Source organism: Butyricicoccus intestinisimiae, assembly GCF_018918345.1.
Taxonomy (GTDB): Bacteria; Bacillota; Clostridia; order Oscillospirales; family Butyricicoccaceae; genus Butyricicoccus_A; species Butyricicoccus_A intestinisimiae.
This window is the reverse complement of the sequence record NZ_JAHLQI010000002.1, coordinates 242,453-257,711: the sequence shown is the minus strand read 5'-3', so window position 1 is coordinate 257,711 and position 15,259 is coordinate 242,453. Positions and strand designations below refer to the sequence as shown.

At 53.4% G+C, this 15,259-nt stretch carries 10 protein-coding genes and 1 other RNA gene; 8 read left to right on the top strand and 3 right to left on the bottom strand.

Annotation, left to right across the window (positions count from 1 at the left end; translation table 11 throughout):
- Positions 1 to 5 precede the first annotated feature (5 nt).
- A complete protein-coding gene (nifJ, locus tag KQI75_RS04600) occupies positions 6 to 3,575 on the bottom strand; it encodes a pyruvate:ferredoxin (flavodoxin) oxidoreductase (RefSeq protein WP_216469559.1) in 3,570 nt (1,189 codons plus the stop codon).
- A gap of 388 nt (positions 3,576 to 3,963) precedes the next feature.
- Between nifJ and KQI75_RS04595 the strand changes: the two genes are divergently transcribed.
- On the top strand, positions 3,964 to 5,490 hold the full coding sequence (locus KQI75_RS04595; RefSeq protein ID WP_216469558.1) for a YifB family Mg chelatase-like AAA ATPase: 1,527 nt from the start codon (positions 3,964 to 3,966) through the stop codon (positions 5,488 to 5,490).
- A gap of 453 nt (positions 5,491 to 5,943) precedes the next feature.
- On the opposite strand, the gene ssrS is transcribed toward KQI75_RS04595, so the two are convergent.
- Together ssrS and KQI75_RS04585 are read right to left on the bottom strand one after the other, a co-directional pair.
- Positions 5,944 to 6,135: non-coding RNA, 6S RNA (gene ssrS / locus KQI75_RS04590), on the bottom strand.
- Positions 6,136 to 6,150: 15 nt separating this feature from the next.
- Positions 6,151 to 6,444 carry a DUF1292 domain-containing protein gene (locus KQI75_RS04585; RefSeq protein ID WP_216469557.1) on the bottom strand — a complete coding sequence of 98 codons (294 nt, stop codon included), beginning with the start codon at positions 6,442 to 6,444 and terminating at the stop codon, positions 6,151 to 6,153.
- 420 nt (positions 6,445 to 6,864) lie between these two features.
- On the opposite strand from KQI75_RS04585, the gene infC reads away from it, so the two are divergent.
- From infC to KQI75_RS04550, 7 genes are all read left to right on the top strand, one after another.
- Positions 6,865 to 7,458, top strand: coding sequence for a translation initiation factor IF-3 (gene infC / locus KQI75_RS04580; RefSeq protein ID WP_216469556.1), 594 nt, complete (start codon positions 6,865 to 6,867; stop codon positions 7,456 to 7,458).
- A 53-nt stretch (positions 7,459 to 7,511) separates the two neighbouring features.
- Complete coding sequence (gene rpmI / locus KQI75_RS04575) at positions 7,512 to 7,709, top strand: 50S ribosomal protein L35 (protein WP_216469555.1); 198 nt, start codon at positions 7,512 to 7,514, stop codon at positions 7,707 to 7,709.
- A 55-nt stretch (positions 7,710 to 7,764) separates the two neighbouring features.
- Positions 7,765 to 8,118, top strand: a complete 354-nt coding sequence (rplT, locus tag KQI75_RS04570; RefSeq protein WP_216469554.1) for a 50S ribosomal protein L20 — start codon at positions 7,765 to 7,767, stop codon at positions 8,116 to 8,118.
- Positions 8,119 to 8,328: 210 nt separating this feature from the next.
- Positions 8,329 to 8,694: a metal-dependent transcriptional regulator gene (locus KQI75_RS04565; RefSeq protein ID WP_216469553.1), complete on the top strand. Its 366-nt coding sequence runs from the start codon at positions 8,329 to 8,331 to the stop codon at positions 8,692 to 8,694.
- Between the two features lie 564 nt (positions 8,695 to 9,258).
- Complete coding sequence (locus tag KQI75_RS04560) at positions 9,259 to 13,968, top strand: penicillin-binding Tp47 domain C-containing protein (protein ID WP_216469552.1); 4,710 nt, start codon at positions 9,259 to 9,261, stop codon at positions 13,966 to 13,968.
- Between the two features lie 403 nt (positions 13,969 to 14,371).
- Positions 14,372 to 14,746 carry a NusG domain II-containing protein gene (locus KQI75_RS04555; RefSeq protein ID WP_216469551.1) on the top strand — a complete coding sequence of 125 codons (375 nt, stop codon included), beginning with the start codon at positions 14,372 to 14,374 and terminating at the stop codon, positions 14,744 to 14,746.
- Between the two features lie 10 nt (positions 14,747 to 14,756).
- Positions 14,757 to 15,251 (top strand): Gx transporter family protein, encoded by a 495-nt coding sequence (locus tag KQI75_RS04550; RefSeq protein ID WP_216469550.1) that lies wholly within the window; start codon positions 14,757 to 14,759, stop codon positions 15,249 to 15,251.
- Positions 15,252 to 15,259: the final 8 nt, after the last annotated feature.

Below are 15,259 nucleotides of genomic sequence, written 5' to 3'. Positions count from 1 at the left end.
TCCTATTAGATGTCCTTGCCGTACATCTCCTGCAGGTTGAGCAGGTGCTTGTAGCGCAGAGCAGCCTTGTCCTCAGACTTCGCAAACAGCTCCTTCGCGCGCTCCGGGAAGGAACGGGTCAGAGCGGAGAAGCGAGCCTCGCCCATCAGGAATGCCTGATAGCCGTCTTCCTTCGGCTCCTTGGAGTCGATGATGAACGGGTTCTTGCCTTCAGCCTTCAGGGACGGGTTGAAGCGGAACATGTTCCAGTAGCCGCACTCAACAGCCTTCTTCATCTCGGACTGGCAGTTCTTCATGCCGCCCTTGATGGAGTGCATCTCACACGGAGCGTAGCCGATAACCAGAGACGGTCCCGGATATGCTTCAGCTTCTGCAATAGCCTTCAGGGTCTGCTGCGGGTTAGCACCCATAGCAACCTGAGCAACATAAATGTAGCCGTAGGACATTGCGATCTCAGCCAGAGACTTCTTCTGGATAGCCTTACCAGCAGCAGCGAACTGAGCAACAGCGCCGATGTTGGTAGCCTTGGAAGCCTGTCCGCCGGTGTTGGAGTAAACTTCGGTATCGAATACCATGACGTTGACGTCCTCGCCGGAAGCCAGAACGTGATCCAGACCGCCGAAGCCAATGTCGTAAGCCCAACCGTCGCCGCCGAAGATCCATACGGACTTCTTGGACAGGTAATCCTTCTTAGCAAGGATGTCGGATGCCAGCGTGCAAGCCTCGCAGTCGCAGTTCGGCTCAACGTTGCTCTCCAGGGCAGCGATGTAAGCTTCGGTTGCAGCCTGGTTTGCTACGCCGTCAGCGTAGGTATCCAGCCACTTCTGAGCAGCGTCCTTCAGAGCCTGCTGTGCGTACGGTACAGCGATCAGAGCCTCGGTCTTAGCCTTCAGGTTCTCACGCAGTGCCTTCTGGCCATGATACATGCCCAGACCGTGCTCAGCGTTGTCCTCGAACAGGGAGTTAGCCCATGCCGGACCACGGCCGTCCTTGTTGACGGTGTACGGGGAAGTAGCTGCCGGACCGCCCCAGATAGAGGAACAACCGGTAGCGTTGGAGATGTACATACGATCGCCGCATACCTGGGTAATCAGACGAGCGTAGGAGGTCTCAGCACAGCCAGCACAGGAACCGGAGAACTCAAGCAGCGGCTGCTTGAACTGGGAACCCTTGACGGTCTTGATGTCTTCCATCTCCGGCTTGCGGGAAACCTTGTTTACGGTGTAATCAAATACCTCAGCCTGTGCAGCTTCCTCATGCTGCGGAACCATGGTCAGAGCCTTGGTCGGGCAAACGCCGATGCAGACACCACAGCCCATGCAGTCGAGCGGGGAAACAGACATGGTGAAGGAGTAAACGCCCTTGCCAGCGCCAACCTTGATCGGAGCGGTCTTGATAGCTGCCGGAGCTGCTGCAACCTCTTCTGCGGTCAGAGCGAACGGGCGGATGGTAGCGTGCGGGCAGACATATGCACACTGGTTACACTGAACACACTTCTCAGCGTCCCAGGTCGGTACGGTAACAGCGGTGCCGCGCTTCTCGTAAGCAGCTGCGCCATGCTCGTAGGTACCGTCTACGTAATCGGTAAATGCGGATACCGGCAGGGAGTCGCCGTCCATGCGGTCGATCGGCTCCATCAGGTTGGTAACCATCTTTACGGTCTTTTCGCGGCCTTCCGGAGCTTCTGCCGGAGCTGCGTCAACTGCGTCAGCCCAATCAGCCGGAACGTCGATCTTCTCGTAAGCGGTAGCGCCCAGCTCGATTGCCTTGTGGTTCATGTCAACGATGTCCTGACCCTTCTTCAGGTAAGAATGGGTAGCAGCGTCCTTCATCAGCTGGATTGCGGTCTCTTCCGGCATAACCTTAGCCAGAGAGAAGAATGCAGACTGCAGAATGGTGTTGGTGCGCTTGCCCATGCCAATCTTGATAGCCAGATCAATTGCGTTGATGGTGTACAGCTGAATGTTGTTCTTTGCGATGTAACGCTTTGCCTCAGCCGGCATGTACTCGTTCAGCTCTTCCGGCGTCCACTGGCAGTTAATCAGGAATACGCCGCCCGGCTTTACGTCGTTGACCATCTTGTAGCCCTTGACAACGTAGGACGGGTTGTGGCATGCAACGAAGTCAGCCTTGTTGATATAGTAAGGGGACTTGATCGGCTTAGCACCGAAGCGCAGATGCGATACGGTTACGCCGCCAGTCTTCTTGGAGTCGTACTGGAAGTAAGCCTGTACGTAGTTATCGGTGTTGTCGCCGATAATCTTGATGGAGTTCTTGTTTGCACCAACGGTACCGTCGCCGCCCAGACCCCAGAACTTACATTCGATGGTGCCTTCTGCTGCGGTGTTCGGGGATGCGTGCTCTGCCAGAGACAGGTTGGTGACGTCATCCACGATGCCGAGGGTGAACTGCTTCTTCGGCTCGTCCTTAGCCAGCTCTTCGTATACAGCGAATACGGAAGACGGAGGCGTATCCTTGGAGCCCAGACCGTAACGGCCGCCGCAGGTGAATACAGACTTGCCTGCATTTGCCAGAGCAAATACAACGTCCTGATACAGCGGCTCGCCCTGGGAGCCCGGCTCCTTGGTGCGGTCGAGAACAGCAATCTTCTTTGCGGTCTCCGGAATAGCTTCCAGCAGCTTGTCAGCGCGGAACGGACGGTACAGGCGAACCTTTACCAGACCAACCTTCTCGCCCTGTGCGGTCAGGTAGTCGATAACTTCCTCTGCTACGTCGCAGATGGAGCCCATAGCGATGATAACGCGCTCAGCGTCCGGTGCACCGTAGTAGTTGAACAGCTTGTAATCGGTGCCCAGCTTCTCGTTTACCTTGCCCATGTACTTCTCAACGATTTCCGGAACTGCTTCGTAGTAAACGTTGGAAGCCTCGCGGTGCTGGAAGAAGATGTCGCCGTTTTCGTGGGAACCACGCATAACCGGATGCTCCGGATTCAGTGCGCGGGCACGGAACTCCTCAACAGCCTTCATGTCGCACATATCAGCCAGATCGTCGTAATCCCATACAGCGATCTTCTGGATCTCGTGAGAGGTGCGGAAGCCGTCGAAGAAGTTGATGAACGGAACGCGGCCCTCGATTGCTGCACAGTGTGCAACAGCGGACAGGTCCATAACTTCCTGCGGGTTGGTCTCGCACAGCATAGCGAAACCGGTCTGGCGACATGCCATAACGTCGGAATGGTCGCCAAAGATATTCAGTGCGTGCGAAGCAACGGTACGTGCGGATACGTGGAATACGCACGGCAGCAGCTCGCCTGCAATCTTATACATGTTCGGGATCATCAGCAGAAGACCCTGAGATGCAGTATAGGTAGTGGTCAGAGCACCTGCTGCCAGAGAGCCGTGTACGGTGCCGGAAGCGCCTGCCTCAGACTCCATTTCTACGACCTTGACGGTGGTGCCAAAGATGTTCTTTCTACCGGCAGCTGCCCACTGGTCAACGTTGTCGGCCATCGGGCTGGACGGGGTAATCGGATAAATACCAGCAACTTCGGTAAACGCATAGGATACGTGAGCCGCAGCGGTATTGCCGTCCATGGATTTCATTTTTCTTGCCATGTTTATCGTTCCTCCTATATAATGTAGGTAACCGCGCACGGATACCAAGCCGTATGCGGCAGGTGCTGCCTCGGAGCGATCAGGAGTGGGCTGATACCGGGGAACAGCATCTGTGCGAACAGCGCAGAGGTGCTATTCGTAACCATGCTTATTTTAGCAAAAAAACCGTGCGATGTAAACACAAAACCGAAAGAATTTGAGCAAAAGGCATAAAAAAGCCGAGAGAAGGACAAAAAACCTCATTTATTGTGCTATTCAGGTGAAGTTTTTAACAAATTCCGGAGATTTTTGCACAAAAAAATGAAAGCGCTTACAGTTGCGCGGTGATATTGCCAAGAAATTTTAGCTGCGTTACAATGTAGAAAACGAAAACAGGGGGCGTATGCGCATGATAGCAACTGTATTTTCCGCGGGCATTTACGGCATAGAAGGATATCTTGTGACCGTCGAATGCGGACTGGTCAACGGCCTGCCGTCGTTTGAGCTGGTCGGCCTGCCGGGCGCGGCGGTCAAGGAATCCAAGGAACGCGTCACGACGGCGGCGCGCAGCATCGGAATGGCGCTGCTGCCTGCGCGCAAGACGGTAAATCTGGCGCCGGCGGACATTCGCAAGGAAGGCGCGGTGTATGACCTGCCGATTTTGCTGGGTCTGCTGGCGGCGCAGGGAAACATCGAGCAGCAGCTGCCGGATGACAGCGTATTTATCGGAGAAATCGGCCTGCGCGGCGAGCTGCGCCCCGTCAAGGGCGCGCTCTCAATGGCAATGGCGGTGCAGCAGGCGGGAAAGAGCAAGCTGTTCCTGCCGGAGGGAAATGCAGAGGAAGCGTCCCTGATTGGAAACGATTTGATAATTTACGCAGTGCACCACGTCGAGCAGATTCTCGATCATCTGACGGGAAAGCATCCGCTCGAAGCCTATGTGCCGGAGCATCTGGTGCAGGACACGCCGGATGCTGCGCTGGACTTCTGCGACGTCATGGGACAGGAAAACGTCAAGCGGGCGATGGAGATTGCGGCGGCAGGCGGGCACAATATGCTCATGTCGGGCAGTCCCGGCTCGGGCAAGAGCATGATGGCAAAGCGGATTGGAACCATTTTGCCGCCCATGACGCCGGAAGAAAAAATGGATGTCGTGCGCATCTATTCTATTATCGGCGAGGGCAGCCGCGCGGCGCGGTCACAGATGCGTCCGGTGCGTGCGCCGCATCACACGACGAGCGCGGCGGGCATCGCGGGCGGCGGGAAGGGCATCCCGATGCCCGGCGAATTGAGCTTGGCGCACAACGGCGTGCTGTTTCTCGATGAGCTGCCGGAGTTTCGCGTGGACGCCTTGGAGGTTTTGCGCCAGCCGATAGAAAACGGCACGGTTTCCATTGTGCGCACGGCGGGACGCGTGACGTATCCGGCGAGGTTCATGCTAATTTGTGCGATGAATCCGTGCAAATGCGGCTGGTATGGGCATCCGTCCGGCAGATGCCGGTGCACACCGGCGGAAGTGAAAAAGTACCGGAGAAAAATCTCCGGTCCGCTGCTCGACCGCATAGATATTCAAGTGCATGTGCGTCCGGTGCCGCTCAAGGACTTGTCCGAGCGCAAGCCCGCAGAGAGCTCAGCGGACATTCGCGCGCGGGTCATCGCGGCGCGCGAACGGCAGCAGGCGCGGTACGCAGGTACCAAGACGCGGTGTAACGCGGACATGCAGCCGGCGCAGCTGGCGGAATTTTGCCGTCCGGATGCCGCCGGACAGGCGCTGCTGGATGCCGCGTTCAAAAAGCTCGGCATGACGGCGCGCAGCTATGACCGCATTCTGCGCCTTGCCCGCACGATTGCGGATCTGGCGGGAGAAGAACGCATTTCCGCCGGACACATCGCGGAGGCGATTCAGTACCGCAGCATGGATCGGGACGGTGCGTGATGCCGTGCAGGGAACGGGAAGAAACGAAAAAAAAGCCGCACCCATGACGGGTGCGGCGCGATCTCGACAAATGCCGGCAGTTTTTGCGATCTATCTATATGATAAGCGGAACGGAAAAGCCTTCCTGTTCTGCTGAGGGTACAAAAAAACCACGCCAATCTGCGTGGATTTCAAGATGCTTCTCAAGTATTTGCTTACTTTTCAGAAACACGATGCTCATCACCGTAGATCAGGTCGTCAATATCGGGTCTGTCGGGCTGCGGATCATAACTGCGAATCTTACGAATGGTCTCCATAACTCAAAACTCCTTTCTATTTGTTTATTTTACACATTATACACCGAGAAGTTGCAAATGTAAAGAGTGAAAATGATGAATATTTTGTAAAAAAAGCGAGAAAAGCAGCAACGTGCAAAAAAGATTGCTGTTTTCCTTTGCAACACAAAAGTGCAAAAGAAACCCCGCGCAACCGATGTCACCAGATTAGTAACCTGCACATCTCCTGCAGGTGGGTCTCCTGTCACATACATCTGTGCTTCCAACTTCCGCCGAGGCGGGAGGCCTGCAACTCCGTATGGGAACATCCGGAATCCCGAAAACTAATTGTGGGTTAAAAAAAGGTGACTGTCAAATCGCGCAGGGGCCTTAGCGATTGAATTGTTTACTCCTCGTCGTCCTCCGGCGCGTCGTACAGCGCCTCCAGACGGGACATAAACAGATTGTACAGGCGGAGGCTTTCTTCCTCGTCATCCACCGATGCGAGCAGCTCTTCGCCGTCCTCATCGACAATCTTCAGGATGACAACTTCTGCCTCTTCTTCCAGATTCAGTTCAGCCGGAATGAAAGCCATATAGACGGTGCCGTTGTCCTCCAGCGTGTCGATGTGCTCAAATTCTTTCTCATTGCCTTCCTCGTCGGTCAGGATGACATAGTTGCTCTTGTTTTCTTCACTCATATACATATCCTCCGGCTGCTTCAAGGTTGTTTACCTTGCACCATTATCATAGCCTATTCTCTCGGAAATTTCAACTGTTTTGCCTAAAAAAACGTTGGAAAAATTACCCGAGCGGGAAGGCTCCTCGGTTTGCTCATGGAAGAATACCACAAAAGCGTGCCCGCTGTCAAGCGAAAACTGTCGATTTCGTGAAAAACGCGCCCGATTTCAAATTTACGGGGATTTTTCCTTGACAACGCCGGAGGGAGATGCTATACTAATTGAGCAAAAGAAAGAAGGACACACCGTTCTCACCTTGCGCTTCGGCAGAGAGGTTCAGATGTTCAGCTGTTTCGCGTAAGCAGCTGTGATCGGACGGTGTCTTTCCGTCCGTTTTTTATTTTTCGTTTAACCGTTTGGAGGTGCTTAACAATTAGCAGTATGGAACACCAGATCAATGAAGAGATCCGCGACAAGGAAGTAAGACTGATCGACGCAGAGGGCAATCAGGCCGGCATCGTACCGATTGCGAAGGCACTGGAGGCAGCTGCCGCAAAGAATCTTGACCTCGTGAAGATCGCACCGAACGCTGTTCCGCCGGTATGCCGCGTCATGGACTACGGCAAGTTCCGTTTCGAGCAGGCAAAGCGCGAGAAGGAAGCAAGAAAGAATCAGCATGTCGTGGAGATTAAGGAGATTCGCCTTAGCCCCGGCATTGATGTCAACGACCTCAACGTAAAGGTCAATCATGCAAAGCGTTTCCTGAAGGCTGGAAACAAGGTTAAGGTATCGGTTCGTTTCCGCGGCCGTGAAGTAACCCACTCTTCGATCGGTCTCGATCTGCTGCGCCGTTTCGCGGATGAATGCGCGGAAATCGGCAGTATGGATAAAGCCCCTAAACTGGAAGGCCGTCAGATGATTATGTTTCTCGGCCCGAAGAAGGATGGTCCGAAGAAGGATGCCGGCAAGAAGAGCCGCAAGGGTAAGTCCGGCAAGCCGCAGCAGGCTCCGAAAGCGGATTCGTCTGAATCATAAATGTATCACACTGCGCTCCAGCGGCGCAGTCCCATCAGAGAGGAGAACACACTATGCCTAAGATTAAGACTCACAGCGGCGCGTCCAAGCGCTTTAAGATGACAAAGACCGGCAAGATCAAGCGCGCTCATGTTGGTCGCCGCCACATCCTGAACAAGAAGTCCACCAAGCGTCTGAGACATCTGCGTAAGGAAGGCTTTGCTGATTCCACCAACGTAGCACAGGTAAAGCGCCTGCTGCCGTACAAGTAATCTCAGGATTATCACAAAAACACTTACGATTTGAATTTGGAGGCAATGTTTAAATATGGCAAGAGTTAAGGGCGCAATGATGACGCGCAAGAGAAGAAAGAAGATTCTGAAGCTTTCTAAGGGTTACTTTGGTGCAAAGTCCAAGCTGTTCCGCACTGCAAACGAAGCAGTGATGAAGTCCCTGCGTTACGCATACATCGGCCGTAAGCACAAGAAGAGAGATTTCCGCAGACTGTGGATCACCCGTATCTCCGCTGCTACCCAGGCTAACGGCATGAACTACAGCACTTTCATGAACGGTCTGAAGAAGGCTGGTGTTGACATCAACCGTAAGATGCTGGCAGATCTGGCTGTAAACGACAAGCCGGCTTTCGAGGCTCTGGTTGCTACCGCTAAGGCTGCTCTGTAATTTTTTCAGAATGCACATTCCCTGTTTCCGATACGGAAACGGGGAATTTTTTTGCGTATATCTGTGGCAATTGGATAAAAAATAGTTAGCTTTCGCTCAAAAACTGGAACAGCCTCCATTGACTTTGTTTTTTGCGTGTGATATGCTTTTCTTTGAATTAGTGCAAACTAATCATTTAAGAGGATTTCGACAGCAAAAGGAGGAACAAACATGGAGCTGACCGGTACACACCTGCGGTATCTGCTGCACATGTACGAAATGTCTCAGCGGGAGGGCGAAATGCGGCTGACGGAGATTGCCAAGGCGCTGCATGTGAAAAAAGCATCCGTTGCGCGGATTGTCAGCGTTTTTCGGGAAAAACAGCTTGTGGATCAGCAGCGATATGGGAAACTTCACCTGACAGCGTATGGAAACGAGGTGGCGGCGCGGTATGCCGACCGCGTGTACCATGTGGCGGACTGCCTGATGCAGACGGGGCTGTTTGTGACGCGCCAGCAGGCGACGGATGCGGCGTGCATCTTATTGCCGGAGCTACCGGAGTCCTGTGCCGATGCTGACGCGGTTGCGGTAAGCTAATGAGAACAAGCAAATCAGACGCGTACTGTTTGAGAACATCTCTCGAACAGTACGCGTTTTTCTTCTGTTGATTTCTCTGGGCTAACGCATATGCGGCGGAAATACGCGGAAAAGAGGCGCGGAAGGCGGAAATTTTTTTGGGCGCGTGTTATGTTTGCGTTTAGAAATAAAGTTATCCTAGGCATTTTCTCGCAATTCACCGAGAAAATGCGAAAACAGGAGCGCTCTGTTTGGATAAAGTACATGAAAAATTCGCGAAATAATTTGCACATGTGCAAAAAACTGTCACAAAAAGTTAATGAAACAAAAATTCTGTATTTTTTGAAATAATGGAGGAATATCTGCAATTTACCTTGCAAATATACATATTTATCTGGGGAGTGTCCTGAGAAAAGAACAATATTTCCCAATATGTGTTGTTGACAACTAACCAAAAATTTTCTATAATCGTACTATCGAATTTTGAAGTGAAGATTGTATCAAAAATACAGGTAATACAGTCAAAAATTCAAGAAAAGTTAGTACGTACTGACAAAATCTGATTTGTTTTAGAAAGGGCGTAACATGAACAACAACGCGAAAAAGACGCTGCGTGTCCTGAGTGTGGCTACGGCAGCAACCATGATGGTAGGCGGTGCGGCATTTGCAGTCAATGCAGATGACATTCACGGCCACTGGGCAGAAAAGACCCTGCAGCAGTTCATTGACAACGGCTGGATTCAGGGCGACGAGGGCGGCATTCGTCCGGACAGCACCATCACCCGTGCAGAGATGGCAACCGTCGTTGACGCTGTCGAGGAATACACCGAGGAAGCGGACGTCTCCGGCTACAAGGACGTTGCAAAGACCGACTGGTTCTACAAGCAGGTGGCAAAGATCGTCAAGGCCAATGTCATGGTCGGCGTAGGCGACAACAAGTGGGCGCCGCAGGGCGATGTGACGCGCGAGCAGGCTGCCGTTATCATGTGCAAGCTGAACGATGTCTCGGTTGACACCAAGGCGAATGCGGCAGACATCCGCGCACAGCTGACCAAGCTGGGCTACACAGATGCGAACGCTGTTTCCGATTGGGCTGCACCGTACATTCTGGCAGCGGTTCAGAACGGCTACATGTCCGGTTATCCGGATCACACGCTGCGCTCCGGCAACAACATCACGCGCGCAGAAGCCATCGTGATGCTGGACAAGGCAGGCGCGACAGAGCAGTTCGCTTACGTTACCATGAACGTGCCGTATGATGATTTCTACAAGGCTGAGGGCGTAACCGCTGTTGACGGCGTTGACGCAGTTACTTCTGCAACCATGCGAAAGTCCCGCATGAACACGGCAGACGGACTGACCGCCGGCACGTACTACAAGACGGCAGAGGACGAAAAGTCTGACGCCATTCGCGGCGTTGTTTGCACGGTTCGTGTGGTAAAGTCTGATCTGGCAAAGCTGAACGCTTCTCTGACCGAGCATGATGATTACTACTACACCGCGCTGGATTCCGTTCCGGAAAACTATAAGGAACTGACCGTCAACAAGGACGGCTCCTATAGCTTTGGCAAGACCACGGCTGCTGTGGACACCGAGACACTGAAGGACACCACCGTTACGTTCAAGACGTCCTCCAAGTACGGCGACTATCAGATGAAGTTCTCGACGAATGTTTTGGAAAAGATTGGCCGTGCATACGGCGCAACCGTAACGACCACAGACGGCACGTCTTATGCGATGCGTTCTCTGGAGAACGTGTGGAACGGCAAGAGTCTGGAACTGGCATGGTCTGTCGGCTTTACAACGACTTCACACGGCAACCCGCTGGTATCCGATGACTACGTTTCCATGATGGGCAAGACCATCAAGAGCGTGGCATTCTACACGGTAGACGGCAAGATTTACAGCTTGGATTGCGAGCAGTATGTTCCGGTGAAATTTGCAACCGAGAATTTCGCAGTAGAGAATGCACTGGCTGACAGCGGTTCCACCTCTGTAGAACTGAAGGACTTCCCGAAGGATTATGAGGTGGAGTATCAGGTAACCGACGCACAGGGCAATGCAGCCGAAGGCCTTTCCGTCAAGGACGGCAAGATTTCCTGGAAGGGCACAGCGGCAACCGGCAAGTACACGCTGACGGTTTCGGATAAGTCCGGCAAGTATGCAAGCTACTCCACCACCTTTGAGCTGCAGACCGATGCTGTCGTTGCGGCATATGACGCAGAGAACAGCAAGCTGGTAAAGACCAAGGACGCAACCGACGAGCAGTTTGCAGACTATCTGTCCAACATTTCCAGCGTAACGGTCGGTGACACCACTTACAATGCAACCGGCAAGGGCGCTGCAAAGATTATCAAGGATGACGGCTCCATTGACTTCGATGCGACATACGGCAAGGACAAGACGCCGATCTTCGAAGCAGGCAAGGAGTACAATCTGGAAGTAGCTGCTACCGGCTACAAGAACAACATTTCCTTCAAGGCAACTGCTCCGGAAGCAAAGATTTATGTCAAGATGAACATCCCGTATGCGGATTTCTACGCTGCTGAAATCAACAACGAGGACGCTGTGGACGCTGTAACCTCCGCAACCAACAACAAGTCCATCAAGAACGGCGATGGCGAGCTGGTCGGCGGCACCTACAACGACTACAATGCAGACGCTTGGGCAGCAGGCACCCAGAAGAAAGTGAACATCAAGGGCGTTAGCTATCCGGTAGCCATCACGCCGTCTGAATTGGCACAGCTGACCAAGACCGATGACAAGCAGGCGGATTACTACTACACCGAGCTGGAGTCTGCACCGGCTGCTTACAAGACGGCAACCGTCAAGGACGGCAAGATTTCCTTTGGCGAGGCACAGGGCAAGACCACCAAGCTGGAGGCAAAAACGGAACTGTCCACTTCCACTGCTTGGGGCGACTATCTGCTCGATGTGGATACCGATGCGTTCGGCACGAACAACGTATACGGCGTTGTGATTTCTGCCGAAAAGGACGGCAAGACCACGACCTACGGCATGCGTCAGGAAGAAAACATCTGGAGAAGAACCGAAATCGCTTGGTCCTCCGGCATCAAAAAGACCGAGCCGCACGGCAACGTGCTCAACTATGAGCACTATGTTGGTCTGATGGGCAGCACCATCAAGAGCGTGACCTACTACACGGCTGACGGCGAATATACCATTGACGCGGATCTGTATGTACCGGTCAAGTTCACAACCGACAATTTCAAGGTAGAAAATGCGCTGGCAGACAGCGGTTCCACTTCTGTTGAGATGAAGGACTTCCCGTCCGATTATCAGGCGGAGTACAAGGTAACCGACGCCAAGGGCAATGAGCTGGAAGGCGCTTCCGTCAAGGACGGCAAGATTTCCTGGACCGGCACACCGGCTAATGGCAAGTATACGCTGACGGTTTCGGATAAGTCCGGCAAGTACGCAAGCTGCTCCACCACTTTTGAGCTGCAGATCAGCGCAATGCCGGCTGCATATCAGGCAAGCAATCTGCGCGTAGCAGGCGCTGACGGCGCAAGCGCAGAGGAGCTGAGCGGCTTCCTGTCCAATGTATCTACTGTTACGATTAACGGTAAGAATTATGCAGCATCCGGTCGTGGTTCTGTAGCGGTTATCAACAGCAAGGGCTTTATTGATCTGACAACCTCTCCGTTTACCGGCATGAAGGCAGGCGACATCTACAAGATTTCCGTCAAGGCTACCGGCTATGCAAAGACCCTCGACTTTGAACTGACCGTTCCGGATAAGATTTACGCGTATGCAAATCTGACCTACAACGAGTACTGGGCAAACGAAGGCGTATACGCAGCTGGCAACGATTCCAGCTCCGAAGAAGCGGACGCAAAGGGTGAGCTGGACAAGGGCGGCTTTGATGCGGTATCCCGTGCAACCACCAACCACGGCCTGCATCGCGGCAGCTTCCAGCAGACCGCTGTGATTGAAGCAACAACCGCTGACGGACAGACCGTAAGCATGGGTGTTGACCATTGGTCTGAAGATAACACCAAGTTCTATGATGCAAATGGCACAGAGTATACGGTTGACCGCACGGCTAAGCCGATGAGCATTTCGTATAAGACCCGTCAGGGACGAGAAACTGTTACGGTAACAGCTTCCTTCAAGGACTATAAAATCACCGGCATCAAGTATGTTCCGGTTGCTGTTGACGCCGCAGACTATCAGGACTTCTGCAAGAAGTACACGGTAGTCAAGAACGGCCAGTCGGTACAGGGCGGCTACGGCGAGCAGAACCTGAAGGCATACACCGGCGTTGCCGCTGTGGATGCAGCGACCAACGGTCTCAAGACGGTTTCCAAGTCCGGCGATGCCTATACCTTCAGCGCACGCCAGACGGGCACCGGCTCCGGTCTGCTGGATCAGGAACAGGCAAACGACGGCACCGGCGTTACCACGGAAGTTAAGAAATACAGCGGCAACTACGGCGAGTTCCTGCGCGTTGACCTGAACGGCACATACGGCGCACTGGGCGCTGCTATGCAGACGGTCAAGTGGACATACTACGGCAGCGACAGCACCTACACCACACCGGCTGCAACCTACGGCACCAAATTCGCAGCGGATAACTGGATGCACAAGTCTATGGGCATTCAGCTGGGTCTGACCGATTCTGTTCGCTGCCAGCTGCCGGAAGGCACCGACGGCACCGGCTACTGGGCACTGACCGTTTACGGTCTGGGCACCTCGGATTACACCACCCAGTTCCAGGTAACCGCAGAAAACCTGCCGTCCACTGTAGCAGGCATCACGGACGAGCAGAAAACCGAGCTGACCAACCTGATTGCTACGGCACAGGAGCTGTCCGCGAAGAACCCGTCCAACAAGGCTGCTCTGGATGAGCACATTGCAGAGGCTCAGGCTATGCTGAACAATGCGGATGCAACCCAGCCGGAAGCTGCCGAGCTGATTGCAGACCTGCAGGGTCTCATCAAGACGGCACAGGACGAGCTGGCAGCACAGCCGACGGAAAAGACCGTAGCAAAGACAGTTACCGTAAATCCAGATGCAGACGAAGACTTTAATGCGTACAGCCTGATTGTTGATGTCACCGTCAAGGATGGCAAGGTTCAGTCTGTTGCATTGAACAAGGACTGCACCATCAAGAAGAGCAACAAGCCGTACTCTGAGGATGCGTTCAATGGTATGAACACCAAGCTGGCTGGCAAGTCTGCTGCTGAGATTGACGGTGCAGACATCGTTTCCGGTGCAACCTGCTCTTCCAATGCAATCAAGGAAGCTGCCAAGGCTGCTCTTAGCGAATAAGATTACATCGGAATCTTTTTCATACGTTCCTTTCACAGTCCCTCCGGATATTTGTCCGGAGGGACTGCTTTGTGTCTGTTGAGCAAATATGCTGAAAAACAGCGAAAGCATACACTAATTTTTTACGCGGGAAGCATTGACGGAAGGCGGGGGATATGTTATCCTATCTATAGATTAGTTCATTCTAACAATAAAAACGAAATATAGGAATTATCCGGCGTTTGCCACACGGCAAACGGCTTTTTCCTGCCCACGGCTTCGTTTGACAACCGAGTATCTATGCGGTATACTGAGGTAATTTGGAGCGAGGATAACCAATTTGTGTGGGAGACATCTCCTGCGCAATTTCTTTTTCTGTTCCTATTAGTTTCTACTAACCGTATGAGAAGTTGGGAGTTGTACCATGAAGCTGAAAAAACAGGACATTCTATTGCTGGCGGCACTGCTGGCGGGCGTGCTCCTACTCGGCGCATTTCTGATGCTGACGCGAAAGAGCGGCGCGGAAGTCGTTGTGAAGGTGGCGGGCAAACAGGTGACATCAATGCCTCTGGATAAAGACACGAAATATACCATTCATGGTGTCAATGGCGGCACAAATGAGCTGGTTATTGCGGACAGTCAGGTTTGGCTGGAACAAGCGAGCTGTCCGGACAAGCTGTGTGTGCATCAGGGCAAGATTCAGTACGCCGGACAGAGCATCATCTGCCTGCCGAATAAGGTGAGCGTCACCATTGAGGACGAACAGGACAAAAACGGCGTGGACGCTGTGGCACAGTGAGGGACGAGCGATGAAACAGACAAAACGATTGGCACTGTATGGCATGCTTGCCGCACTGGCATTGGTGCTCAGCTACATCGAAGCGATGGTTCCGGCGTTTTTCGCCGTGCCGGGCATGAAGCTCGGCTTGACCAATTTGGTCGTTCTCGTGGCACTGTACCGCATGGGCGCGAAACAGGCAGTTGTCATTAACTTTGTGCGCATCGGCCTGACGGCAATGCTGTTTGGAACGGTGGTTAGCCTGTGGTATTCTCTGGCGGGCGGACTTTTATCCGGAGCAGTGATGATTGCGCTCAAGAAAACAGGGAAATTTCAGCCGGTGACCGTCAGCGTGGCGGGCGGCGTCATGCACAATGTGGGTCAGATTCTGGTTGCCATGGCAATCATGCAGACCAGCGCCATTGCATGGTATTTGCTGGTGCTGTGGGTTTCCGGCATTGCTGCCGGTGCTGCGGTCGGTCTGCTGGGCAGCTGGATGCTCCGGCGCCTGCCAGAGCTGCGGTAAGATTGCGT